The organism is Streptomyces sp. NPDC006872 (genome assembly GCF_040635845.1).
Classification (GTDB): Bacteria; Actinomycetota; Actinomycetes; order Streptomycetales; family Streptomycetaceae; genus Streptomyces.
The window spans coordinates 515261-540303 of record NZ_JBEYIL010000007.1; the positions used below are offsets into that span (position 1 = coordinate 515261).

Consider the following 25043-nt stretch of genomic DNA (forward strand, 5'->3'; position numbering starts at 1 on the left):
GCGGCAATGGGTTGCATACGTTCTGTGATCGTGCACCCTGCTCCTACCTCTTGTTCACTTACGTCCCTGAGGACACCGTCGCGGGCAGGGGGCTGCACGCCGTGGACCCGGTGATCATCGTCGGAGCGGGGCCGGTCGGGCTCACGCTCGCCCTGGCCCTGGCCCGCCAGCAGGTGCCGTCCGTGGTCCTCGACGAGGGACCGGGCAAGGACGAACCGCGGCTCGCGCGCACCGTCGTGCTGCGCGAGGACACCGCCGCCCTCCTGGCGCGCCTAACCGGGGCGCCCCTCGACGCGGCCGGGGCGCACTGGGCCGGATGGCGGTCGATGCGGCGCAAGCAGGTGACCCGTGAGATCACTTTCGACGACGCCGACGACCCCGCTCCCCTGCACATCGCCCAGCATGTCCTGACGAACGCCCTGCGGGCCGCCCTCGAGGGCGAGCGCCTGGTGAAGATCGCCGTGGACAGCCGGCTGGACAGCGTCGAGCAGGAACCTTCCGGTGTCACAGCGCACACCCGTGGCCCCAAGGGCACCTGGTGGCGCGGCAGCCATCTGGTCGGCTGCGACGGCCCGCGCTCCACGGTCCGCAAACTGCTCGACATCCGCTTCCCCGGCCGTACGGCGGTGGAACGACACGCCGTGGCCGCGCTGCGCACGGAACTTCCCTGGGCCGACGAGGCGTTGCTCCATCGGACGCCGCCGTGGCGGACGTCCGGTCCCTCCGCCGGGGAAGTCACCGGACGTCCGCTGCCGGACGGCGTCTGGCGACTGGACTGGCTGCTGCCGCCCGGCAAGGACCTCGTCACGCCCGAACTGCTCGTGGCCCGCATCCGCGAGACCCTGGCGGGCTGGAGCAACGGCTCCACGCCCCCGTACGAACTGCTGGACACCGGCGTGCACACCGTGCACCACCGGCTGGCCCGCCGCTGGCGCGTGGGGCGGGTCTTCCTCGCCGGGGACGCCGCGCATCTGCTCGGCGCGCTCGGCACCCAAGGCCTCGACGAAGGCCTGCGGGACGCCGACAACCTCGCCTGGAAGCTGGCCCTGGCCTGGCACCACGGGCCGCACGAGGCCCTGCTCGACAGCTACCAGGCGGAGCGGCGCGCGGCCGTCGCCGCCCGGCTGCGCGCCGCCGACCAGGCGCTCCCGCTGCTGCGCGGCGGCGCCGGCATAAGGGCCTACGTCCCCGGCGCGGTCCGCGGCCACGACGTGCTGCTCACCGAGGGCCATCTGGGGCGCGGCCCGCTGGGCGCGCCGGGCACGTACGGCGACTCCCCGCTCGCGCCCCGGCATCTGGAGGCGGAGGTGCCGGTGGACACGGCTCCCGGCGCCCCGGTCGAGGACGTCCGCGTGACCGCGGAGGACGGCACCTTCGTACGGCTGCGCGACCGTCTCGGGCGCGGCGCGCTACTCGTGCTGCTGATCGCGCCGGGCACGGGCGTGTGGGAACGCCGGCACTGGGTGAGCGCCGGCATCATGCCCCGGCTCGCCGCCGCGGTGACGGCCCTGCCCAGCCCGGCCGAGCTGCTGGTGGCGGAGAGCTACCCCGGGGCGGCAGCCCACACCGTCCTGCTGATCCGGCCCGACGGCCATCTGGTCACCGCGCTCAACGGGGTGCGCGCGGCCGATCTCTACGCGGCGGCGGAGGCCGCGGTCGGCGGTCCGGCGGGGACACCGGAGGCATCCGCGGCGGAGGCCACGGCGGGCTCGGCGGCCAAGTGACGGCACGGGCGGCGAACGACGTCACTCGTACGCCGACCCGCGCGAGCGCCCCGGCTGTCACTGTGCGGTCCACATGGTGACAGCGAGTTGACCGGGTCCCACCGTCATGGTGTACTCCGGATCGTGACCGACACCTGTGTGCGCCTGTGGCGGAGGGTCCATATGGACCTCGTCCGCTATGCGGGCTGCGTGTGTCGCCCGTCCTGCTGAATTCGCACCCCCTTTCTCCGGCGCGCGCCGCCGATGCGCACCAGCGCTCGTGCTCAGTCGCACGCTCCCCGCGAACGTTCCCAGGACGGTATCCGTGTCTGTCTCCCCCTCCCTTCCCACCGCCGTCACCGCCGCCGCGCCCACGCAGGCGGAGCTCCTCGACTTCGTCCGGCGCACCGCGACCGACGCCGAGCTGATCTCCTCGCTCCCCCTCGACCCCGAGGGCCGCACCTGGGTGCGTCTGGAGGGCCCCGGCGGCAGCGAGGCCTGGCTGATCGGCTGGCCGCCCGGCACGGGCACCGGCTGGCACGACCACGCCGACTCGGTGGGCGCCTTTCTGACCGCGCAGGGCGAACTGAAGGAGTACTCGCTCGCCGCGCGGCTGCCCAGCGACGGCTGGAAGACCCTGGAGCTGACGGAGGGCGTGGACCGGTCTCGCACGCTGCCGGCCGGCCGGGGCCGCTCCTTCGGACATCACCATGTCCACGAGGTCCTCAACGAGTCCACCGAGGAACACGCGATCTCCGTCCACGCCTACTACCCGCCGCTGCCGCGCATCCGCCGCTACAGCCGTACCGGACAGGTGCTGCGACTGGAGCAGGTCGAGCGTCCGGAGGACTGGCAGTGAGCGGCGCGAGCGCACCTCGGCCGGAACGCCCGAGCGGCGAACAGCCACCCGGCATAGACGAGTTGCTCGAACGAGTCCGGGCGGGGTACGCGCGCGTGGAGGCACGGGAGGCCTACGAGGCGGCCCGCGCGGGTGAGGCCCTGCTCGTCGACATCCGGTACGCGGCCCTGCGCGAGCGGGACGGTCTGATCCCCGGCGCCCTGATCGTCGAGCGCAACGAGTTGGAGTGGCGACTCGACCCCCAGGGCAGTCATCGCCTCCCCGAGGCCACGAGCCACGAGGTGCGGACGGTCGTGATCTGCAACGAGGGCTACGCGTCGAGCCTGGCCGTCGCGTCGCTGCACCAACTGGGGCTGCACCGGACCACCGACCTCGTCGGCGGTTTCCAGGCGTGGAAGTCGGCAGGCCTTCCGGTGGCGCGGTAGCCGCCACGATCCTCACGTCCTCGGCGCCGGCCGGACAGGCAGGGGGAAGCGTCACTCCCTGGCGCGGGAAGCGTCACTCCCTGGCCCGGTCAGTCCTTGGCCGTCGCGACCGTCACCGCGCGCGGCCTGAGCGCCATGCGTCCCGGCACTGCCGTGGCGACGAGGGCGAGGAGTCCCGCCCCGGCGACCACCGTGGCGTACGCGAGCGGTACGACCGCCGGTGCCGCCCGGCCGGTCATGCCGACGCTGAACGCGGTCAGGACGGCCAGGGCGACGGCACTGCCGAGGGCTGTGGCCAGCAGGAGGACCGACAGGGCTTCGGTCCGCAGCATCCGCAGCACCTGACGGCGGGTCGCCCCCGCGAGACGCAGCAGCGCGAACTCCCGGACGCGTTCGGAGACCGACATGGCGAGCGTGTTGACCACGGCGATGGCGGTGAACGCCAGGACGAGTCCCATGGCCAGGAGATTGACCTCGGCGTTCGCCTGCTGCCGCTCGGCCTGCATCGAGTCGGCGGCGGCCGGAGAAATCACCGCGAGTCCCGGGAACTCACGCAGCGTAGTCGAGAGTTGTGTCTGTGTACGGGCCGTGCTGACGAGGAGGGAGGAGGAGAGAGGGTTGTCGACGTGTCGTGCGACCAGGTCGTGCGCGAAGGTGAGGTCTCCGAAGCCGAGGCCCCTGGCGTAGACCGCGGCGACGGTGAGCGTGGCGGGCGTGCCGTCGCCGAGCGTGAGCTTCAGGGTGCTTCCCGGTGCCAGGTGCAGCTGGTCCGCGGCCAGTTCGCTGACGGCGACGGTGCGCTCGGTGAGCTTGTCGAGGGAGCCCGCGGTGACGTCCGGATCCCAGGTACGGGTGAGACCGGCCGGAGTGACGCCCTGAGCCGCGTACTTGTCGAGTCCGACCCGGACGGTGGTGCGGACCATTTCGGTGACGACGTCGTGCTGCGTACGGAGTCGGCGTGCCGCGGCGCTCGGGACGCCGGGCCCCTGGGAGGCGACGACCCAGTCGGCACGGACTCCGTCGCGAACCTGGGCGCGGGCCGCGTCGCCGAGGGTGGGCTGCACGAACAGCACTGTGCAGGTCATACCGATGAGCAGGGTGAGAGGGGTGACGACGGAGGCCATGCGGACGGCGTTGCCGCGCAGGTTGGCGGTGGCGAGCCTGCCGGCGGGACCGGTCAGGCGCAGTGGGCGGGACATCAGAAGAACAGCCGCCTTGACCAGGAGCGGCCCGAGCAGTGCGACGGAGGTGGAGAGCACGACGACAGCGAGGAACGTCACGGGCGTCGACGCGGGCTCGGTGCGCAGGACGCTCAGCACGGCGACGAGGACCACGCCGCCAGCGAGCAGCAGCAGACCTGCCAGGATGCGGCCCCAGGCAGGGCGGGGGCGCTCGGTACGGGCCTCGGCGAGCGCCTCGGCCGGGCGGATCCGGGCCACCCGGCGGGAGGCGATCCGTGCGGAGGCCCAGGCGCCGAACAGGGTCACGGCGACGGCGGCGAGCGGCGGGAACACACTCACGGTGTGCTGAAGCGTGGCGGGCACGGCGCCCAGGGCGACGAACCTGCCGTGCAGCCAGCCGCCCAGAGGCAGTCCGAGGAGGGCTCCGGCCGTGCCCGCGGCCGACCCGACGATCAGGGCCTCGCGCCCGAGGAGCCTGCGGATCTGCCCGGAGGTGGCGGCGATGGCACGCAGCAGGGCGAGTTCGCGCTGTCGCTGCTGGACGGAGAGCGCGAACGTCCCGACGACGACGAGAACCGCGACGAGCAGCGAGGTGCCGCCCATCGCTCCGCCGATGCTGACCAGCTTGGTGCGGGCCGCGGCGGCGTCCAGGAACTCGACCGGACCACGGGCGTCACCGATGCTGACCTGGGCACTGGTGCCGTGCAGCGCCGTGGCCACGGCGTCCCGGAGCCGACCCGGCTCGATGCCCGCCTCGGGGACCACGCCGAACGCGGTGACCTGCCCGGGGTGCGCGGCGAGCCGGCGCGCCTCGGCGGTGGAGAAGAAGAGGGCGCTCTGGTGGCGTACGGCGGGGGAGGGCGAGGGGGCGGGGGAGGGCGAGGGGGCGGGGGAGGGCGAGGGGGCGGGGGTGGGGGAAGCGATACCGGAGACGCGGTAGGTGCGCGGTGCCTGGGTCGACTGGACGGTGAGCCGGTCGCCGGGTGCGAGGTGAGCGCCGGCGGCGAGGTCACTGTCGACGACCACGTCGGTGGCGGCTGCGGGAGCGGTGCCCGCGGTGAGGCGGTACGGGGTCAGCCCGGCGGACTCCCAGGCATGCCCATAGGCGGGCCTGTCATCGGCAGCCGAGGTGCCGTCATGGGTCAACGGCTCTGCGAGGAAGGTGAGTTCGGGGATCACGCGGGCGACACCGGGGGTGGTGGCCAGCCTGCGCTCGAGGTCTGCGGGGAGCCAGGCGCGTTCGGCGATGGGTTTGGCCTTGTGCTTGACCTTGGTCTTGCCCTTCTTGTGCTTGACGGTGGTCTGGTGGACGTTCTGGTCGGCGGAGACCACGACCGGAGCCGCCGCATAGCGCTCGGTACGGATGGCGCCCCGCAGCCCCGTCTCCAGGAGGGTGCCGCACGCGGTGATCAGGGCGGCCGCGCACATCAGCGCGACGAAGGCGCCTGCGAAGCCTGCCTTCCGGGCTCGGACGGTTTTCAGGGCGTAGCGCAGCATCATGAGGGGTCGGCCTCTCGTGTGTTGCGGGTGTCGCGTGCGGGAGCGGGGAAGGCGAGGAAGCGGGTGAGCAGGGTGCGCGCATTCGGTGGGGTCTCGGCGTCGGGGCGCTTGTAGCGGTTGAGGAGGGCGATGTACTCCTCGAAGAACTCGCGGAGTTCGGGCAGCGTGAGCCGGATGCTGCCGCGCGAGTAGGGGAACGCGTCCGCCCACGGGTCGGCGTCGTCCGCGTCCCGCTGGAGCCGCTCGAAGAGGTCCAGGTCGGCCGCGTAGGCATGGTGGTTCAGCTCATCCATGACGTGCCGCATCTCGGGACTCTGACGGCTGCGCGGCGGGAACCGTAGGTCGCCGGGGACCGCCCGCCACCAGCGCTCGCGATGCGCGGACGGCTCCGTCCGCCGCGCCTCGGCCGTCTTCTCACCCGGGTGTGCGGACCTCTCCCCGTCCGCCCCGTCCGTCTCTTCGACGAAGCCGTACCTGGCCAGCTCGCGCAGGTGGTAGCTGGTGGATCCGGTGTTCAGGCCGAGAGCCCGGGCGAGGGTCGCCGAAGTGGCCGGGCCGTGCAGGGTGAGGTGTTCGAGCATGCGCTGCCGGCGTGGCTGGGCGAGCGCCTTGAGCGTGGCAAGGTCGCCGAGTTCGACGGAGGCCGCGGAGGCGTGCGCCTCGGGGGGCTCTTTGGCGCCGGGTTCCTGGGACATGCGTACACAGTCGCCTGTGCACAGGGCCTTGTGCACTGAGGTGGTCCGGCGTCCTCAGTGGGGGGTTATCCCCACCCCGAGGCCGGGAAGCCGACGGCGACCCGGGCGTGCTCTGTTCTGGACGCGATCGGCGCCCCCGCGCGTCTACCGTGTCCGGAACCGAGCCGTTGCAACCGAGCAGTTGGAACCGAGCCGTTCGGTGCGGGCGGGAGCCTCGCCCCCCATTCGGCCTCTCCCAGTCCCCCTGGTCCCCCGGCCCCTTCCCCTCTCCGCCCTGCCCTCGCCAGGCTCAGAACCCGTCGTCCTCCAGGGACTCCGTGTCCTCGCCCTCCTCCTCCAGCGCCTGCCGGACCACTCGCAGGGCCACGCCCTCGGGGTAGCCCTTGCGCGCGAGCATGCCGGCGAGGCGGCGCAGCCGTTTGTCGCGGTCGAGGCCTCGCGTCGAGCGCAGCTTGCGGGCGACGAGTTCGCGCGCCGTCTCCTCTTCCTGCTCGGAGTCGAGCTGGGAGACGGCCTCCTCGATCAGCGCCGAGTCGACCCCCTTGGTCCGCAGCTCCTGGGCGAGCGCCCGCCGGGCCAGGCCTCTGCCGTGGTGCCGGGACTCCACCCAGGCGTCCGCGAAGGCGCTGTCGTTGATCAGCCCGACCTCCTCGAACCGCGAGAGCACCTCCTCCGCCACATCGTCCGGGATCTCTCGTTTGCGCAAGGCGTCGGCGAGTTGCTTCCGCGTACGCGGGGTCCCGGTGAGCAGGCGCAGGCAGATCGCCCGTGCCCGCTCAGCCGGGTCCCCTGAAGGCTTCCCCTGCTCGGCCCTCGACGAGGAAGAGGCGCCTCCGTCCTCGGCGGACGGTTCTCCGAAGCCGCGCCGACGGCGCCCACGTCCGCCCTGTGGGCCACCCTCGCCGCCGCGCCGTGCCCGGCCGCCACGGGGCCTGTCGTCGCCGTCCGCTCCCTCGCTCCGACGCCGACCGCCCTCCGACCGATCGTCCCGATCGTCGCCGCCCTGGGCAAAGCCGACGTCGGCCCCGCTCCCCGCCTCCTGGGGAGGGGTGGGGTGGACGTACTCGGCCCAGTCCGTTCGTCGCGTCACGGATCAGCTCTTGGCAGCCGGGGCCTTGGTCTTGGCAGCCTTGGCGGCGGGAGCGGGAACCGCCTTGGCGGCGTCGTCCGCCGGCGTGCCCGCAGCCACCGCTGCGTCTGCGCCCGGTGCGGCGGCGGGCTCCTCCGGGCGCACGCCGACGCCCAGTTTCTCCAGGATCTTCTTCTCGATCTCGTTGGCCAGGTCGGGGTTGTCCTTCAGGAAGTTACGGGCGTTCTCCTTGCCCTGGCCGAGCTGGTCGCCCTCGTACGTGTACCAGGCGCCGGCCTTGCGGACGAAGCCGTTCTCCACGCCCATGTCGATCAGGCCGCCCTCGCGGCTGATGCCGTGGCCGTAGAGGATGTCGAACTCGGCCTGCTTGAAGGGCGGCGCGACCTTGTTCTTGACGACCTTGACGCGGGTGCGGTTGCCGACCGCGTCGGTGCCGTCCTTCAGCGTCTCGATGCGGCGGATGTCGAGCCGCACCGACGCGTAGAACTTCAGGGCCCGGCCACCGGTCGTGGTCTCCGGGGAGCCGAACATCACGCCGATCTTCTCGCGGAGCTGGTTGATGAAGATCGCGGTGGTCTTGGACTGGTTGAGCGCGCTGGTGATCTTCCGCAGCGCCTGGCTCATCAGACGCGCCTGCAGACCGACGTGGCTGTCGCCCATCTCGCCCTCGATCTCCGCGCGCGGGACGAGCGCGGCGACGGAGTCGATGACGATCAGGTCCAGGGCGCCGGAGCGGACCAGCATGTCCACGATCTCCAGGGCCTGCTCGCCGTTGTCCGGCTGGGACAGGATCAGGTTGTCGATGTCGACGCCGAGCTTCTTGGCGTACTCGGGGTCGAGGGCGTGCTCCGCGTCCACGAACGCGACCTGGCCGCCGGCCCGCTGCGCGTTCGCCACCGCGTGCAGCGTCAGCGTCGTCTTACCGGAGGACTCCGGGCCGTACACCTCCACCACGCGGCCGCGCGGCAGACCGCCGACACCGAGGGCGACGTCGAGTGCGGTCGACCCGGTGGGGATGACTTCGATGGGTTCGTTCGGCCGCTCGCCGAGGCGCATGACGGCGCCCTTGCCGAACTGCCGTTCAATCTGTGCGAGTGCGGCATCCAGTGCCTTCTCGCGGTCGGTTCCTGCCATGGGTTCCACCCGGTTTGCTTGAGTCGATCGCTTCACGTCAAAGACGCTAACGCCTGCCACTGACAATGCGCCCCGACGCCGGTCCGGCCTGTGGATAACTCAGGTGCTTATCCATCCAAAACGGGATGGAATCCCCACCAGGAGCCTTACCGGAGCCTCCATCAGAATGGATGTTCGATTTTCGTGTCAAGCGCACCACGCGGCACTTCCGAGGCTACGTTCACGAACCGACAACGCCCCGGATCCGGCCACGGATCCCGCCCCGGCCCGGTCCCTGCCCCGAGGGCTCCCGGCTACTTCGCCGGGCGTACGGCGGGTGTCTTCGGCAGGACGACGACGGCGCACGACGCAGCCGGGACGCTCGGCGCATGGACGAGCAGAAGACCGCGCAGACCCGCGGCGAAGCCGGACCCGGTCATCCGAGCCCGCCCCCGCACCCCCGGTATGCCCAGTACCGCCTGTACCGCCTCTGTGGGGCGACCGCGCTGCTCCTGATCCTCTCCGGCCTCGTCCACCTCGTGGTCTTCGCCGTCGACGGCGGCCCCTGGAACGGGCCAGTCTCCTGGCGCAAGCCGGTGACCTTCGGGCTCTCCTTCGGGGTGACGCTCCTGGCTGTCGTCCGGGTCACGTCGTATCTGCGGGTGGGCCCGCGGCTGCGCGCGGCGCTGCTCGGCGTGTTCGCCGCCGACTGCGTCGTGGAGGTCGGGGGCATCACCCTCCAGGCGTGGCGCGGAGTGCCCTCGCACCTGGACATGGAGACGCCCTTCGACACAGCGGTGTCGATGACGCTCGCGGTCGGCGGCGGCGTCCTCGTGGTGCTGCTCACCGTGTTCGCCGTGGCGTCCTTCCGGCACCGGCCGACGGGCCCGGCCGGGATGGCCCTCGCGGTGCGCTCCGGTTTCGCGATCCTGCTGGTCGCGCTCGCCTCGGGGGCGGCGATGATCGCGCGCGGTGTCGTGCTCACCCGCACCGGGCACCAGGAGGCGGCGTACGACTCGACGGCCTCGCTCAAGCCGCTGCACGGGGTCGGCCTGCATGCCGTCCTGGTACTGCCCGCGCTGGCCTGGCTGCTGTCCCGTACGTCCTGGAGCGAGACGGTGCGGTGGCGGATCGTGGCCGCGGCGGCGGGCTGCTACGCGGCCGCGGTGGTCGCGGCCGGGGTGTGGGCGGTCCTCATGTACTGACTCCCGCGCCGGTCCTCAGTCGGACCCTGCCCGCGGGCCGTCCGCCGGGGGCCGCACGCGCGTCCACAGCCGCCGCGCGCGAGCGAGCGGTCCCGGCCCCTCGCCACGGCGCCGGTGCCCATGGACGCGGGGATCGTCCGTGACGTCGTATCGCTTCACATAGGCGCCCAGGAACGCCTGGAGCGTGGCGACCGCCGGGATGGAGATCAGCGCGCCGACGGCGCCCAGGAGGGCGGTGCCGGCGATGACGGAGCCGAAGGCGACGGCGGGGTGGATGTCGACGGTCTTCGAGGTCAGCTTGGGCTGCAGCATGTAGTTCTCGAACTGCTGGTAGACCACGACGAAGATCAGCACCCACAGTGCGTACAGGGGCGAGACCGTGAAGGCGATCAACATGGGCAGGGCGCCCGCGAGATAGGTGCCGATGGTGGGGATGAACTGCGAGACCACGCCCACCCAGACGGCGAGCACGGGCGCGTACGGGATGCCGAGAGCCTGCAGCAAGATGTAGTGCGCGACGCCGGAGATCAACGCCATCAGCCCGCGTGAGTACAGGTAGCCGCCGGTCTTGTCGACGGCGATCTCCCACGCGCGCAGCACCTCGGCCTGCCTGGCGGGCGGCAGGACGGAGCACAGCCCGCGGCGCAGGCGCGGTCCGTCGGCGGCGAAGTAGAACGAGAACAGGGCGATCGTCAGCAGTTGGAAGAGCCCGCCGAGGACCTGTGTGGAGACGTCCAGGACGCCGGCGGCACTGTTCTGGGCGTACTTCTTCAGCCACTCCGAGTGGAGCAGGCCCTCCTGGACGTCCACCCGCCTGAGTTCGGTGTGGAACGTGCTGTTGACCCAGTTGATGACGGAGTCGAGGTACGCCGGGAAGCCCTCGATCATCTTGATGATCTGTCCCGCGAGCATCGAGCCGAGCAGCGTGAAGAAGCCGGCTATCACGATCAGCAGGCCGAAGAAGACAAGGAAGGTGGCGAACCCCCTGCGCATCCCGCGGGCGGCCATCCGACTGACCGCGGGCTCTATCGCGAGGGCCAGGAAGAACGCGATGAGGATGTTGAGCAGCAGGCCGATGAGCTGGTGGAAGGCCCAGATGCCCAGCTGGAACACACCGAGGAGAGCGAGTGCGAGCACCATGGCGCGCGGAAGCCAGCGCGGCATGCTCGCGCTCTGCACGGCGCCGCCGTCGGCCGGGGGCGGCCCTGCGGGCGGCGTCGCGCCGTGCGGGGATGCGTTCCGGGCGTCCTGCCCGGTCTCGTCAGTGGGTGCCACGGAGCAAGTCTCGCCTACGCCACCGACAATCGGGGAGCCGCCTGCGATCTTCGCTTGCGGATCAGCGCATCTCCTGGGGAACGTTCATCACCAGGCACACCACGCGCCACACGTCCTTGGCCTCCCAGCCGTCCGCCAGCGCCCCGTGCACCGTGCGCCCGCCGAGCTCCGTCATCACGTGATCGCGCGCGAAGGTTTCCGCGTACCCCGTACCGAAGTGCTCGTCCATCCGCTGCCAGAAGACCGTCAACCGCATGACACCAGTATCCCGCGCCCGGGGGTGCGCCCCGCCGGGAGCGCCTGCCGAGACCGCTTTCCGTCCTACGGTCGACGCATGGCCGAAATCGGAGCATCCCCACTCCCCCCGACGCCCTCGGCGCACTCCCCGCTGTCGCGCGCCGAGCAATTCGTCTGGCTCACCGCGCGCGTGCTGGAACAGCGCCTCTTCGCACATGACTTCCTGCACGGCGCAGCCGATCCCGTCGAGACCGCCCTCGACGCCTACCGCAACGAGGACGGCGGGTACGGCCACGCGCTGGAGCCCGATCTGCGCGGTCCCGTCAGCCAGCCCCTGCACACTGCGCACGCACTGCGCGTCCTGGACTCCATCGGACGCCTCGGCGGCCGCCGCGTGGAGCGGGTGTGCCGCTATCTCACGTCCGTCTCCACCGGCGACGGCGCGTTGCCGGCGATCCATCCCAGCCAGCGCGGCTACCCGGCGGCCCCGTTCATCCCGATCGTGGACGACCCACCCAGCGAACTCCTGTCCACCGGTCCGGTGGTGGGTCTGCTGCACCGCAACGAGGTGTGGCACGCCTGGCTGTTCAGGGCCACGGACTTCTGCTGGCAGGCGGTGGACTCCCTGGAGCGGTCCCATCCGTACGAGATCGAGGCCGCCGTGACCTTCCTGGACTCCGCTCCGGACCGCCCGCGCGCGGAGGCGGCCGCCGACCGCCTGGGCCGTCTGGTGCGCGCCCAGCGGCTCGCCGCGCTGGACCCGGACCACCTGGACGCGTACCCGGTCGCCCCCGGCTACGCACCCGGCGAGCACCACTTCCCGTACGACTTCGCCCGGACGCCGCATTCCCTCGCGCGTGGGTGGTTCACCGACGACGAGATGACCCGCTCCCTGGACCACCTCGGCGACGAGCAGCAGAAGGACGGCGGCTGGCCCATCCGCTGGCGCCGTTGGGCACCCGGCACCGCCATCGAGGCACGCCCCATGGTGACGATCGAGGCGCTTCGGACTCTGAGGGCCTACGGCCGCACCATCGGCTGACCCCGGGCCGAGCCGCGCCACCCGAGGCCCACGGCCACGGCGGTGCCTCGCGGTCCGCGGCTCGGCGACCCGCCACGAACGAAAGCGCGCCGCAGCCCCGCCACAGCCGTAGCCCCGCCACAGCCACAGCCACAGCCACAGCGAAGTCGCAGCTCAGAGCCATTGTCAGTGGGCGGGTGCAGGATGGACGCATGGTCAGCTCCGCACACCGAGCCCTCGACGGCTTCTCCCCCGCGACCCGCGCCTGGTTCACGGGGGCGTTCTCCGCGCCCACCGCGGCCCAGGCCGGCGCGTGGCAGGCCATCGGCGAGGGTTCGGACGTGCTGGTGGTGGCCCCGACCGGCTCCGGCAAGACCCTGGCCGCCTTCCTCGCCGCCCTGGACCAGCTCGCCTCGACGCCTGCGCCCGCCGATCCGAAGAAGCGCTGCCGAGTCCTCTACGTCTCCCCCCTCAAGGCCCTCGCGGTCGACGTGGAGCGCAACCTGCGCAGCCCTCTGACGGGCATCCGCCAGGAGTCCGTGCGCCTGGGCCTGCCCGAGCCGGAGGTCAAGGTGGGCATCCGCTCCGGGGACACCCCGCCCGCCGAGCGCCGCGCGCTGTCCACGCGCCCGCCGGACATCCTGATCACGACCCCCGAGTCCCTGTTCCTGATGCTGACGTCGGCCACGCGCGACGCGCTGACCGGCATCGAGACGGTGATTCTGGACGAGGTGCACGCCGTCGCGGGTACCAAGCGCGGCGCACACCTCGCGCTGTCCCTGGAGCGGCTCGACGAACTGCTGCCGAGGCCGGCCCGCCGCATCGGCCTCTCGGCGACGGTCCGGCCGGTCGACGAGGTGGCGCGCTACCTCTCCCCGCAGCGCAAGGTGGAGATCGTCCAGCCGAAGTCCGGCAAGGAGTTCGACCTCTCGGTCGTCGTCCCCGTGGAGGATCTGGGCGAGCTGGGCGGTTCCCCGGTCGCCGACGGCTCCGAAGGGGCGGAGCGCCCGTCGATCTGGCCGCATGTGGAGGAGCGGATCGCCGACCTCGTCCAGGCCCATCGCTCCACGATCGTCTTCGCCAATTCCCGCCGGCTCGCCGAGCGGCTGTGCAACCGGCTCAACGAGATCGCCTACGAGCGGGCCACCGGCGAGCCCTTCGACGAGCATCACTCCCCCGCCCAGCTCATGGGCGGCTCGGGCGCGGCCCAGGGCGCCCCGGCCGTCATCGCGCGCGCCCACCACGGTTCGGTCTCCAAGGAGCAGCGCGCGCTCGTGGAGGAGGACCTCAAGGCGGGCCGGCTGCCCGCCGTCGTGGCGACCTCGAGCCTTGAGCTCGGCATCGACATGGGCGCGGTGGACCTCGTCGTCCAGGTGGAGTCCCCTCCGTCCGTGGCCTCCGGTCTCCAGCGCGTCGGCCGCGCGGGACACCAGGTGGGCGCGGTGTCCACCGGCGTGGTCTTCCCGAAGTACCGCGGCGACCTCGTGCAGGCGGCAGTGGTCACGGAGCGGATGCGCACGGGCTCGATCGAGTCCCTGAAGGTCCCCGCCAACCCGCTGGACGTCCTGGCCCAGCAGCTCGTCGCCATGACGGCCCTCGACACCTGGCAGGTGGACGACCTGCTGGCCATGGTCCGCCGCGCCGCCCCCTTCGCCTCGCTCCCGGAGTCCGCGTTCACGGCCGTCCTGGACATGCTGGCGGGCCGCTACCCGTCCGACGCGTTCGCGGAGCTGCGCCCGCGCGTGGTGTGGGACCGCGTCGCGGGCACCATCACCGGCCGCCCCGGCGCCCAGCGCCTCGCCGTCACCTCCGGCGGCACGATCCCCGACCGGGGCCTCTTCGGCGTCTTCCTGGCGGGCGCCGACCCCAAGAAGGGCGGCGGCCGGGTCGGCGAGCTCGACGAGGAGATGGTCTACGAGTCCCGCGTCGGCGACGTCTTCACGCTCGGCACCAGCTCCTGGCGCATCGAGGACATCACCCGTGACCGGGTCCTGGTCTCCCCGGCCCCCGGCGTCCCGGGCCGGCTGCCCTTCTGGAAGGGCGACCAGCTGGGCCGCCCGCTCGAGCTCGGCCGCGCGGTGGGCGCGTTCCTGCGCGAGGTCGGCTCCCTGCCCAAGGACGACGCCCGGCTCCGCCTGCTCACCGCGGGCCTGGACGCGTGGGCGGCCGACAACGTGCTCTCCTACCTGGACGAACAGCGGCAGGCCTGCGGCCATGTCCCGGACGACCGCACGATCGTCGTCGAGCGTTTCCGGGACGAACTGGGCGACTGGCGGGTCGTCGTCCACTCCCCTTTCGGCGCCCAGGTCCACGCCCCCTGGGCCCTCGCCCTCGGCGCCAAGCTCTCCGAGCGGTACGGCATGGACGCCCAGGTCATGCACGCGGACGACGGCATCGTCCTGCGGCTGCCCGACGCCGACCTCATGGGCCTGGACCTCCTCGACCAGGAGCCGATGAAGGCGGGCACGGAGTACGACGCCGAACAGGCACCGGTCGGCGCGGCGGACGTCGTCTTCGACAAGGGCGAGGTCGATCGGATCGTCACCGACCAGGTCGGCGGCTCGGCCCTGTTCGCGGCCCGCTTCCGCGAGTGCGCCGCCCGCGCGCTGCTGCTCCCGCGCCGCAACCCGGGCAAGCGCACCCCGCTGTGGCAGCAGCGCCAGCGCGCCGCCCAACTGCTCCAGGTGGCGAGCGAGTTCGGCTCGTTCCCGATCGTCCTGGAGGCGGTCCGCGAGTGCCTCCAGGACGTCTTCGACGTCCCCGGCCTCGTGGAGCTGATGGGCGACCTGGAGTCCCGCAAGGTACGGCTGGTCGAGGTCACCACCGCGGAGCCGTCCCCCTTCGCCCGCTCACTCCTGTTCGGCTACGTCGCCCAGTTCCTCTACGAGGGGGACTCCCCGCTCGCCGAGCGCCGCGCCGCCGCCCTCTCCCTGGACTCCCGTCTGCTGGCCGAGCTGCTCGGCCAGGCGGAGCTGCGCGAACTGCTCGACGCCGAGGTCCTCACCGAACTGGAACGAGAACTCCAGTGGCTCACCGAGGACCGCCGGGCGAAGGACACCGAGAGCGTCGCGGACCTCCTGCGCCTCCTCGGCCCGCTCACCGAGGCCGAGCTGGCCGAGCGCGGCGCGCAGCCGCACTGGGCGCAGGAGCTGGCCGCCGCCCGTCGCGCCATCCGGGTCCGGATCGCCGGCACCGACCACTGGGCCGCGATCGAGGACGCGGGCCGCCTGCGCGACGCGCTCGGCACAGCACTGCCGGTAGGCGTGCCGGAGGCGTTCACCGAACCGGTCAGGGATCCCCTCGGCGACCTCCTCGCGCGCTACGCCCGCACCCACGGCCCCTTCACCTCCACCGTCGCGGCCGCCCGCTTCGGCCTCGGCGTGGCCGTGACCGAGGGCGCCCTTCAGCGGCTCGCGGCGAGCGGGCGCGTCGTCCAGGGCGAGTTCCACCCGGCCGGCATCGGCCAGGAGTGGTGCGACGCCACGGTCCTGCGCAGGCTGCGCCGCCGCTCCCTGGCCGCCCTGCGACACGAGCTGGAGCCGGTCCCGCCGCCCGCGCTCGCCCAGTTCCTGCCCCAGTGGCAGCACATCGGCAAGGGCCACTCCCTGCGCGGCATCGACGGACTGGTGCGCGCTGTCGAGCAGTTGCAGGGCGCGTCGGTGCCCGCCTCGGCCCTGGAGAAGCTCGTCCTGCCGTCCCGTGTACGGGACTACTCCCCGGCGATGCTCGACGAACTCACCGCGGCCGGCGAGGTGGTCTGGGCCGGGGCGGGCGCCCTCCCCGGGAAGGACGGCTGGATCTCCCTGTACGTTTCGGACGCTGCGCCCCTGCTGCTGCCTCCTCCGCACCCCCTGGAGCCGACGGCACTGCACAGCTCCGTCCTGGACACACTCTCCGGCGGCTACGGCCTGTTCTTCCGTCAGATCGCCGACCAGGTCCGCGCCACCACCCACCCCGATGCCACCGACCCCCAACTCGCCGACGCCGTCTGGGATCTGGCCTGGTCCGGCCGGCTCACCAACGACACGCTCGCGCCCATGCGCTCCCTGCTGGGCTCGGGCCGCACGGCCGGCTCCACGGCCCACCGCGCCAAGCGGGCGGTCCCGCGCGGCCGCTACGGCTCGTTGACGGCCGCGGCCCGCCCCGCCTCTCGCAGCGGTCCCCCGACCGTCGCGGGGCGCTGGTCCCTCCTGCCGGCCCACGAGCCCGAACTGACGGTCCGCGCCCATGCAGTCGCCCGCACGCTCCTCGACCGGCACGGCGTGGTCACCCGGGGCGCGGTCGCGGCCGAGGGCGTCGAGGGCGGCTTCTCGGCGACGTACCGCGTCCTGTCCGTCTTCGAGGAGAGCGGTCAGGCCCGGCGCGGATACGTCGTCGAAGGCCTCGGCGCCGCGCAGTTCGCCATGGACGGCGCGGTGGACCGCCTGCGCGCGGTGGCCAACGCCCGAGACCGTGGCGAACCCCTGCCCGTCCCGAACCCGGCAGCGGGCACCCGGGACGACTTCGCCTTCCCCGACCACGTACCGTCCGGCAACGCATCGTCCGACGACGCGCCGTCCGACAACGCGTGGAGCGCCCTCCCCGATCTCGACACCGAGTTCGACGCCCCCTACGACTCGCCCCTCCGCGCTCCGGGAGCGCCCGCCTCGCCGGGTGACCGTGTCTCGCCCCGGGACTTCACGTCTCCAGGCGCCGGCGGCCCCCGGGGCGGCAGCGGCTTCCCGAACGGCTCGGTCTACCCTGGTCACCCCCGCCACGGCCGCGCTCATGACCGCAACCACGGAGCCGGCAGGTCGTCCCTCGCTTCCCGCGCCCTCGTCCTCGCCGCCGCCGACCCGGCGAACGCGTACGGCGCCGCCCTGGGCTGGCCCGAACCGCCGAGCGGCGCCGGGCACAAGCCGGGCCGCAAAGCCGGCTCCCTGGTGGTGCTCGTCGACGGCGAGCTGACGCTCTACATGGAGCGCGGCGGCAAGACCCTGCTGGCCTGGCCCTCCGTCCCGGACCACGAGGACAAGCCCGCCGACGACCCACGTCTGCACGCCGCCGCGGAGGCCCTCGCGGAGGCCGCGCGCGCGGGCTCCCTCGGCACGGTCACCGTGGAGCGCGTCAACGGCGCCTCGGCCCTCACCTCCCCCATAGGCGCCCTCCTGGAAGGAGCAGGTTTCATCGCGACCCCACGAGGCCTGCGGCTGCGCGCATGACAACCACATCCCGTGCAACCACATCCCGTGCAACCGCACTCCGTGCAACCACATCCCGAACAACCACATCCCACGCAGCCGCATCCCGCCCGAGAGCGACACCCATGTCACCCTTGACGCATGCCCGAAGGTGACACGGTCTGGCAGTCCTCGAGGCGGCTGCACGACGCCCTCGCGGGCAAGAAGCTGATCCGCTCGGATCTCCGGGTCCCCAAGTACGCGACCGCCGACCTCACCGGCCGCACCGTCCTGGAGGTGGCCCCGCGCGGCAAACACCTCCTCACCCGCATCGAAGGCGGCCTGACCCTCCACTCGCACCTGCGGATGGACGGCTCCTGGAAGGTGTACGGACACGACCAGAAGTGGACCGGCGGACCGGCACACCAGATCCGGGTGATCCTCGGCACCGACGACCGCACAGCCGTCGGTTACCGCCTCCCCGTCCTCGACCTGCTGCGCACCACAGACGAACAACGCGTCGTCGGCCACCTCGGCCCCGACCTGCTGGGTCCCGACTGGAACCCGGAACAAGCCCTCGTCAACCTCCTCACGGACCCCGCCCGCCCCCTCGGCGAGGCCCTCCTCGATCAGCGCAATCTCGCCGGCATCGGCAACATCTACAAGAGCGAGCTCTGCTTCCTCATCGGCGCCACCCCCTGGCTCCCGGTCGGGGCGCTCCCCGCCGCCCGCGCCGCGAAACTGCCCGCGCTCGCGAAGAAGTTGCTGGAGACCAACCGCGACCGTCCGGTCCGCAGCACCACGGGCCGCCGAGGCCAGGACCTGTTCGTCTACGGCCGGGCGCTGCGCCCCTGTCTGCGCTGCGGAACACCGGTCCGCGCGGCAGACCAGGGCGACGGCTCCCGCGAGCGCCCGACCTACTGGTGTCCCACCTGCCAGACGGGCCCCGCCCCGCCCCCGGGTTCCCCGCCGACCCACCGCGTCCGCTCACGCACCACCCGATGACGTCCCGCAACGTACAGCACAATTGACGGACCGTCAGAAACCCTCGTACCGTCCCTTCATGGCCGTGAAGGCGTACGACCTCACCGGACGCACCGCATTCGTCACCGGCGCCGCGAGCGGGATCGGCCGCGCCTGCGCCGTACTGCTCGCCCAGGCAGGCGCCACCGTGCATGGCGCGGACCTCGACGCCCAGGGCCTGCACGAGACGGCGACGCTGATCAAGGACCAGGGCGGAACCGCCCGCACCCACCACCTCGACGTCACCGACCGCATCCAGGTCCGGCAGGCCGTGGAGTCCTGCGAGCGGCTGGACGTCATGGCGGCGGTCGCCGGGATCATGCACAGCAGCCCGGTCCTGGAGACCCAGGACGAGGACCTGGACCGGGTCTTCGCCGTCAACTTCAAGGGCGTGCTGTACGCCTGCCAGGAGGCGGCCCGTCTGATGCTGGCGCGCGAAACCGGCGGCAGCATCGTCACCATGGCCTCGGGCGCCGTGGACACGGGTGGCCCCGGCCTGCTCTGCTACGGCGTCGCCAAGGCGGCCGTGGTCCAGTTGACGAAGACTCTGGCGACGGAGGTCGGCCGCTACGGCATCCGCGTCAACGCGGTCGCGCCGGGCTGGATCCGCACCCCCATGACCGACCGCCACGACACCGCCGCACAGGCCCACACCGAGGCGGTCATGTCCCGTATGTCGCCGCTGGGCCGGATCGGCGCACCGGAGGACATCGCCCACGCCGTCCTCCACCTGGCCTCGGACGCGTCCGCGTTCACAACAGGCCAGATCCTCCGCCCGAACGGCGGGGTAGCCATGCCCTGGTAACCGTGAACACCCCCTCCCGGACGCCCTCGCCGACCTCCTCCCAACTCCACCGCAGCCCTCACCGCCCACCCGCTCCTGCACAGCCCACCCAGCCTCGACCCCCAACCCCACACCCCCTCCCCGGCAACCACACCAGCGCCCATCCCCAACCCCCAGCCCGCCCAGGCCTCAGTTCCACCGCGGCCCTACCCCCGGCTCACGTTCCCGCCCCCAGCCACCTAACCCACCGTCTCCCCCGCACCCCCACCACCCTCCACACCCGCACTCCCCCCACCCCCACAGCCACCGCCCGGCCGACGACACCCCTCGCCGTCCTCCCCTCGCCCTTGGCCCTGCTCAGGCTCCGGCCCCCGCCAAGCAGCTCTCCACCGACCGTCCCCCACCGCCCCCACAGCCCGCGCCTTCGCCACGCAGTGCACCGGCAGCAGGCTCAGCCCCCACCCTCCGGCGGCGACCGCTCCCTCCAGCGCCCCGGCGTCGGGCAGCACGGCGAGCCGCACCACGGCCCACCACCACACCGCGCCCAGTCCCAGGCCGAGCCCGAGTACGGCCCCCCGCCCCACTATTCGTCCCGCCACGGCCCTCACCTCCAGCCCGAGCCTCACGCGGAGTCCATCCACGACATCAGAAAGCCCGCGCATCTGCGGACCGCACACCTCCGAAGAGGACGACGCTAAGCGCCCACCCTCACCCCCGGCAGTGCGCACGGGTGGCACACCGGCGCATCACCCGAGCCGAGCGCCTCCCGTAGCCTCCCGCTCCCACCACCCCGCGCCCGCACCGCACCCGCCCGCACTCGCCCCGCAGGGACCCTCACACGTTCTCCGCCTGGAACATCCAGTGATGCTTCTCCAGGTCGGCGGTGATCCCGATGAAGATGTCCTGGCTCACCGGATCCGCGTCACCCGTGGCAGCCACCCGTTCCCTCATTCGGGTGATCACGGCCCCCAGAGCGTCGACCAGCGTCCCGACCGCATCGGAGTCCTTGACCCACCCCGCGGACACCGCACCGATCCCGCTGCCGGCCGCCACCGTCGCCGCCCGCCCGTCCGGCGAGACACCCAGCGCCGAGGCGCGCTCCGCCACGGTGTCGGAGTGCGCGCGGGCGACGTCCACGACCTCGTCGAGTTGGAGGTGCACGGACCGGAAACGGGGCCCGACGACGTTCCAGTGGATCTGCTTGGCGACGAGTGACAGGTCGATCAGATCGAGGAGCGCGCCTTGCAACGCCGCGGAGACGGTCTTCAGGTCGGCCTCGGACAGGGGACTCTTCACGACGTACATCCGTACCTCCGTACCCCCGGTGATTGGCAGCCCCCGTCGTGCCCGTGCCCCTCCACGATGACCTCGGCGCCCGGCACCGGCAAACGGACCTCGGCCCGAGAACGCGAAAAACCCCGACCGCACCTTCCCCGGGTCTCCCCGGAGAAGCCCCGGCCGGGGCTTCACACACTCCTACACGTGCCTATACAGGCCTACGCCGCGACCACGTCCACCGCCTCGGCGGGCGCCTTGATGGTCACCCGCTCCGGTGGCACACCGGTCACCGACACGGAACCCAGCATCGGACGAACCGACGTGGGCACAGGCTCGCTGGGGGTGGCCGCAGCAGACTGGGCCAGCTCGGCGAGGGCGAGCTCGTCGCTCACTTCCCGCATGAGCTCGGACATCCGTACGTCCAGCGCGTCGCAGATGGCGGAGAGCAGCTCGGAGGATGCCTCCTTCTGCCCCCGCTCCACCTCGGAGAGATAGCCGAGTGAGACTCGGGCGGACGAGGAGACTTCGCGCAGAGTACGGCCCTGGCGCTGGCGCTGCCGACGCAGCACGTCACCCAGCAGGCGACGGAGCAGAATCATCGGTGGCTCCCTCCTCGGACCGCGTAGCCGCATCCTTCACGCCCCACCGTACCGCCTCGCGCTGCGGCCGTGCGGGGAGCGATGTCGTGTTCACTCAGGGCTGCAAACATCAAAACCCCCCGTTCTGTTCCGTATCCTGTGCCCGCTCATTCCCGGTCTGTTCGCCCGCAAGCTCTGTCAGGAGCAGTGCGAGTACGCTCCGTACACTCTCTCTACGAATTTCCGCCCGGTCGCCGTTCAACCGCAGGGCCTCCACTTTTCCGCCAGCGGCAGAACCGGAATCCGCCCCGAACGGACCGTCCACGGCCACGAAGACCGTACCGACGGGCTGTCCGTCCTGCGGGTCGGGACCGGCGACGCCGGTGGTCGCGAGGCCCCAGTCGGCGCCGAGCGCCTTGCGTACGCCGGCCGCCATCTGGGCCGCGACCTGCGCGTCCACCGCCCCGTTGGACTTCAGCAGAGCGGCGTCGACACCGAGCAGTTCATGCTTGAGCTCGGTGGCGTACGCGGTGACCGACCCGCGGAACACCCTGGACGCTCCGGGGACCGAGGTGATCTCCGCGGCGACCAGACCACCGGTCAGCGACTCGGCCACGGCAAGCGTGGATCCGCTCACCGTGAGTAGTCGCACCACGTCGGCGGCCGTGGAACTCACGCTTCCGTCTCCTCCAACGCCGCCTTGCGCTCGGCGATTCCCTGCCTGCGCAGCACAATGGCCTGTCTCACATAGTCGAGCCCGGTCAGCACGGTGAGGACGACCGCCGCGGCCATGACCCACCACCTCAGAGTGGCCAGCCAGCCCGTCAGCGCCAGGACGTACATCCCGACCGCCACGCCCTGTGTGAGCGTCTTCAGCTTGCCGCCGCGGCTCGCCGGGATGACGCCGTACCGAATGACCAGGAAACGCAGGAGCGTGATCCCGAGTTCCCGGCCGAGGATCACGATCGTCACCCACCACGGCAGGTCGCCGAGCGAGGAGAGGCAGATCAGCGCCGCTCCCATGATCGCCTTGTCGGCGATGGGGTCGGCGATCTTCCCGAAGTCGGTGACGAGGTCGTACGTCCGCGCCAGGTGCCCGTCGAACAGGTCGGTGATCATGGCGATGGCGAAAGCCGCCCAGGCGAGCGAACGCCACGCCGGGTCGTAGCCGCCGTCGGCCAGCATCAGCGCGACGAAGCCGGGGACCAGGATCAGCCGAAGCATCGTCAGAAAGTTGGCGATGTTCCAGACGCTCGCCTGGTTGACGGCGGCGGCCGCCAGCTTCGCGCCCCGCGGCGGCCGGCCGGCGCCCTGTGGATCGGCGCTCGCGGCGACGCCGGCCGCGGCGGACGCACCCGAAGCCGCCCCCGCAACCTCCTTCGCCGCAGCGGCCTGAGCAGCCTGCGAAGCCGTCGCGGCCGATGCCGGCGAGGAGCCGCCCGCAGCCGATGCCGGAACACCCGTCATCTGCCCGCCTCCTCACTACACCCGATCGAACCCTGCAGTGAGTCCTGCAAGGGCTCGGCCACCAGGTCGACACCTTCCGTACCGACCACCTTCGCCTCGACCATACGGCCGACGCTCAGACCTTCGCCCGATGTGAGCAGCACCTGGCCGTCCGTCTCCGGCGCCTGGTGCTCGCCACGGCCGTACACGCCCTCCTCGTCCACCGACTCCACGAGCACGTGCACGGTCTCGCCCACCCGTTCCTCGGCCCGCTGCGAGACGAGTTCCTCGGCGAGCCGGGAGATCCGGGCGAGCCGCTCGGCCACGACGTCCACGTCGAGCTTGTCGGCGTACGTCGCGGCCTCGGTGCCCTCCTCGTCGGAGTAGCCGAAGACGCCGATCGCGTCCAGCCTCGCGCCGTTCAGGAAGCGCTCCAGCTCGGCCAGGTCGGCCTCGGACTCGCCGGGGAAGCCGACGATGAAGTTGGAGCGCACGCCCGCCTGGGGCGCCTTGCTGCGGATGGTGTCGAGGAGCTCCAGGAAGCGGTCGGTGTCGCCGAAGCGGCGCATCGCGCGCAGCACGCCGGGCGCGGAGTGCTGGAAGGAGAGGTCGAAGTAGGGCGCGATCTTCGGCGTGGAGGTCAGCACGTCGATCAGACCGGGCCGCATCTCGGCCGGCTGGAGGTAGCTGACGCGCACCCGCTCCAGGCCGTCGACCTCGGCGAGCTCGGGCAGCAGCGACTCCAGCAGCCGGATGTCGCCGAGGTCCTTGCCGTAGGACGTGTTGTTCTCGGAGACCAGCATGACCTCCTTGACGCCCTGCTCGGCCAGCCAGCGCGTCTCGTTCAGCACGTCGCTCGGCCGGCGCGAGATGAAGGAGCCGCGGAAGGACGGGATGGCGCAGAAGGAGCAGCGCCGGTCGCAGCCGGAGGCGAGCTTGACCGAGGCGACGGGGGCGCCGTCCAGCCGTCGGCGCAGGGGCGCGCGCGGGCCGGACTGCGGGGCCAGGCCCTCGGGCAGGTCCGTGGGCGCGCCGTGCCCGGGCAGGGCCACGTCCGTCGCGGACTGTCGCTCGGCCGGGCTGATCGGCAGCAGCTTGCGCCGGTCGCGCGGGGTGTGGGAGGCGTGGATGCCGCCGTTGAGGATGGTCTGGAGGCGGTCGGAGATGTCGGCGTAGTCGTCGAAGCCGAGCACGCCGTCGGCCTCGGGGAGCGCCTCGGCGAGCTCCTTGCCGTACCGCTCGGCCATGCAGCCCACCGCCACGACGGCCTGGGTTCTGCCGTGCCCCTTGAGGTCGTTCGCCTCCAGCAGGGCGTCGACGGAGTCCTTCTTGGCGGCGTCGACGAAACCGCAGGTGTTGACGACGGCGACGTCCGCGTCCTCGGCGTCCTCCACGAGGTGCCAGCCGTCCGCCTCCAAGCGGCCTGCGAGCTCCTCCGAGTCCACCTCGTTACGGGCGCAGCCAAGGGTGACGAGTGCGACGGTACGGCGTTCAGGCATGGGCTCAAGACTACTTTGTCCCACCGACACCGAACGTCGACGGGGTTGGCGAAGATCGCCAACCCCGTACATCCGAAGGCCCGCCCGGCTCATCCGGCCTGCGGGTCGCCCTTCGTGTAGGTCAGTCGCTCCACCGCGCCGGGCTGGAAGTCGTCGTCGAGTTTCTTTCCGTTGACGTACAGATCGATCGCGCCGGCGTCGCCGAGCACGAGGTTGATCTTCTCGCTGTCCTGGAAGGTCTTGGAGTCGCCCTGCTTGAGCAGGCCGTCGAAGAGCAGGCGGCCGTTGTGGTCCTTGGCGGAGATCCAGCTGCGCCCGTCGGGGGCGGTGACCTGGACGGTCACCTTGTCCTGGGGGGCCGCGGCGATGGCGCTGTCGGAGGGTTCCGGCTTCTCGTCGACGGGTTTGTCGGTCTTCGGCGTGGGCGAGGCGGTCTTGCCGGCCGCCGGTGTGGTGCCCTCGGCGACCTGTTGCTTCGTGCCGCCGTCCTCGCCGCCCTTGAACGCGGTGAAGCCGACGAAGCCGACGACGGCGACGATCGCGGCGACCATGGCCGCGGTCCAGTTCGGCCCGCGCCGCTCGGGGCGGATACGTTCCGCCTCGAACATGGGTGCGGCCGGGGTCGGTGCGGGACGGCCGCCGTGGGTGGCGTCGTACCGGTCGATCAGCGGGACAGGGTCGAGGTGGACGGCCCTGGCCAGGGTCCGGATGTGCCCGCGCGCGTAGACGTCTCCGCCGCAGGGGGCGAAGTCGTCCGCCTCGATGGCGTGGACGATGGCGATACGGACCCGGGTGGCGGAACTGACGTCGTCGACGGTCAGCCCGGCCGCGATGCGCGCCTGCTGCAGGGCGCGACCGATGGAGAAGGAGGCTTCCTCGGACGGGTCTTCGAACGGACGCTCGTCTTCAGGGGAGTTGCCGATGGACACGGGGGCGCCTTTCGAGCGTGTAGCCACCTGTGCTGGAAGTTCA

The 25043-nt window shown here is 72.1% G+C and carries 22 protein-coding genes; 9 read left to right on the forward strand and 13 right to left on the reverse strand.

Annotated features, from left to right (window positions below; genetic code table 11):
* Window positions 1–101 precede the first annotated feature (101 nt).
* The 4 genes from ABZ725_RS23405 to ABZ725_RS23420 all read left to right on the forward strand — a co-directional run bounded on the left by ABZ725_RS23405 (window position 102) and on the right by ABZ725_RS23420 (window position 2987).
* Window positions 102–1724 (forward strand): FAD-dependent monooxygenase, encoded by a 1623-nt coding sequence (locus tag ABZ725_RS23405; RefSeq protein ID WP_358804544.1) that lies wholly within the window; start codon window positions 102–104, stop codon window positions 1722–1724.
* Window positions 1725–1862: 138 nt separating this feature from the next.
* Window positions 1863–1934, forward strand: a complete 72-nt coding sequence (locus tag ABZ725_RS23410) for a putative leader peptide (RefSeq protein WP_309544753.1) — start codon at window positions 1863–1865, stop codon at window positions 1932–1934.
* Window positions 1935–2028: 94 nt separating this feature from the next.
* Entirely contained in the window at window positions 2029–2562 is a 534-nt protein-coding gene (locus ABZ725_RS23415) for a cysteine dioxygenase (protein WP_358804500.1), read from the forward strand.
* Window positions 2559–2987, forward strand: coding sequence for a rhodanese-like domain-containing protein (locus ABZ725_RS23420; protein ID WP_358804501.1), 429 nt, complete (start codon window positions 2559–2561; stop codon window positions 2985–2987). Before ABZ725_RS23415 ends, ABZ725_RS23420 begins: the two co-directional genes overlap by 4 nt.
* A gap of 89 nt (window positions 2988–3076) precedes the next feature.
* Here the strand turns inward: ABZ725_RS23420 and ABZ725_RS23425 are convergent, their stop codons facing one another.
* From ABZ725_RS23425 to recA, 4 genes are all read right to left on the reverse strand, one after another.
* Window positions 3077–5668, reverse strand: coding sequence for an ABC transporter permease (locus ABZ725_RS23425; RefSeq protein WP_358804502.1), 2592 nt, complete (start codon window positions 5666–5668; stop codon window positions 3077–3079).
* On the reverse strand, window positions 5665–6363 hold the full coding sequence (locus ABZ725_RS23430; protein ID WP_358804503.1) for a helix-turn-helix domain-containing protein: 699 nt from the start codon (window positions 6361–6363) through the stop codon (window positions 5665–5667). The genes ABZ725_RS23425 and ABZ725_RS23430 overlap by 4 nt, the downstream gene beginning before the upstream one ends.
* A 289-nt stretch (window positions 6364–6652) precedes the next feature.
* Window positions 6653–7453 carry a recombination regulator RecX gene (recX, locus tag ABZ725_RS23435; RefSeq protein WP_358804504.1) on the reverse strand — a complete coding sequence of 267 codons (801 nt, stop codon included), beginning with the start codon at window positions 7451–7453 and terminating at the stop codon, window positions 6653–6655.
* 3 nt (window positions 7454–7456) lie between these two features.
* A complete protein-coding gene (recA, locus tag ABZ725_RS23440; protein ID WP_351909458.1) occupies window positions 7457–8587 on the reverse strand; it encodes a recombinase RecA in 1131 nt (376 codons plus the stop codon).
* 368 nt (window positions 8588–8955) lie between these two features.
* Between recA and ABZ725_RS23445 the strand changes: the two genes are divergently transcribed.
* Window positions 8956–9771, forward strand: coding sequence for a hypothetical protein (locus ABZ725_RS23445; protein ID WP_358804505.1), 816 nt, complete (start codon window positions 8956–8958; stop codon window positions 9769–9771).
* A 15-nt stretch (window positions 9772–9786) separates the two neighbouring features.
* Here ABZ725_RS23445 and ABZ725_RS23450 read toward each other — a convergent pair whose 3' ends face one another.
* Complete coding sequence (locus ABZ725_RS23450; RefSeq protein WP_358804506.1) at window positions 9787–11046, reverse strand: AI-2E family transporter; 1260 nt, start codon at window positions 11044–11046, stop codon at window positions 9787–9789.
* Between the two features lie 61 nt (window positions 11047–11107).
* Window positions 11108–11302, reverse strand: a complete 195-nt coding sequence (locus ABZ725_RS23455) for a DUF3046 domain-containing protein (RefSeq protein WP_351909453.1) — start codon at window positions 11300–11302, stop codon at window positions 11108–11110.
* Window positions 11303–11380: 78 nt separating this feature from the next.
* Between ABZ725_RS23455 and ABZ725_RS23460 the strand changes: the two genes are divergently transcribed.
* The 4 genes from ABZ725_RS23460 (at window position 11381) to ABZ725_RS23475 (ending at window position 19291) form a co-directional block, all read left to right on the forward strand.
* On the forward strand, window positions 11381–12325 hold the full coding sequence (locus ABZ725_RS23460) for a hypothetical protein (RefSeq protein ID WP_358804507.1): 945 nt from the start codon (window positions 11381–11383) through the stop codon (window positions 12323–12325).
* 191 nt (window positions 12326–12516) lie between these two features.
* Window positions 12517–17505 carry an ATP-dependent helicase gene (locus tag ABZ725_RS23465; RefSeq protein WP_358804508.1) on the forward strand — a complete coding sequence of 1663 codons (4989 nt, stop codon included), beginning with the start codon at window positions 12517–12519 and terminating at the stop codon, window positions 17503–17505.
* A gap of 120 nt (window positions 17506–17625) precedes the next feature.
* Entirely contained in the window at window positions 17626–18468 is an 843-nt protein-coding gene (locus tag ABZ725_RS23470) for a DNA-formamidopyrimidine glycosylase family protein (protein ID WP_358804509.1), read from the forward strand.
* A gap of 58 nt (window positions 18469–18526) precedes the next feature.
* Window positions 18527–19291 (forward strand): SDR family NAD(P)-dependent oxidoreductase, encoded by a 765-nt coding sequence (locus ABZ725_RS23475; protein WP_358804510.1) that lies wholly within the window; start codon window positions 18527–18529, stop codon window positions 19289–19291.
* Between the two features lie 218 nt (window positions 19292–19509).
* On the opposite strand, the gene ABZ725_RS23480 is transcribed toward ABZ725_RS23475, so the two are convergent.
* The 7 genes from ABZ725_RS23480 to ABZ725_RS23510 all read right to left on the reverse strand — a co-directional run bounded on the left by ABZ725_RS23480 (window position 19510) and on the right by ABZ725_RS23510 (window position 25000).
* Window positions 19510–19869 (reverse strand): hypothetical protein, encoded by a 360-nt coding sequence (locus ABZ725_RS23480; protein ID WP_358804511.1) that lies wholly within the window; start codon window positions 19867–19869, stop codon window positions 19510–19512.
* A 235-nt stretch (window positions 19870–20104) separates the two neighbouring features.
* Window positions 20105–20575 (reverse strand): DNA starvation/stationary phase protection protein, encoded by a 471-nt coding sequence (locus ABZ725_RS23485; protein WP_358804512.1) that lies wholly within the window; start codon window positions 20573–20575, stop codon window positions 20105–20107.
* A 191-nt stretch (window positions 20576–20766) separates the two neighbouring features.
* Window positions 20767–21147, reverse strand: a complete 381-nt coding sequence (locus ABZ725_RS23490; RefSeq protein WP_015657463.1) for a helix-turn-helix transcriptional regulator — start codon at window positions 21145–21147, stop codon at window positions 20767–20769.
* Window positions 21148–21256: 109 nt separating this feature from the next.
* Window positions 21257–21802: a CinA family protein gene (locus ABZ725_RS23495; RefSeq protein WP_358804513.1), complete on the reverse strand. Its 546-nt coding sequence runs from the start codon at window positions 21800–21802 to the stop codon at window positions 21257–21259.
* The gene (pgsA, locus tag ABZ725_RS23500; RefSeq protein ID WP_358804514.1) at window positions 21799–22593 is read right to left on the reverse strand and encodes a CDP-diacylglycerol--glycerol-3-phosphate 3-phosphatidyltransferase; all 795 of its coding nucleotides are present in this window, start codon (window positions 22591–22593) and stop codon (window positions 21799–21801) included. Before pgsA ends, ABZ725_RS23495 begins: the two co-directional genes overlap by 4 nt.
* Window positions 22590–24071 carry a 30S ribosomal protein S12 methylthiotransferase RimO gene (rimO, locus tag ABZ725_RS23505; RefSeq protein WP_358804515.1) on the reverse strand — a complete coding sequence of 494 codons (1482 nt, stop codon included), beginning with the start codon at window positions 24069–24071 and terminating at the stop codon, window positions 22590–22592. Before rimO ends, pgsA begins: the two co-directional genes overlap by 4 nt.
* Before the next feature lie 89 nt (window positions 24072–24160).
* Window positions 24161–25000, reverse strand: coding sequence for a RodZ domain-containing protein (locus tag ABZ725_RS23510; RefSeq protein ID WP_358804516.1), 840 nt, complete (start codon window positions 24998–25000; stop codon window positions 24161–24163).
* Window positions 25001–25043: the final 43 nt, after the last annotated feature.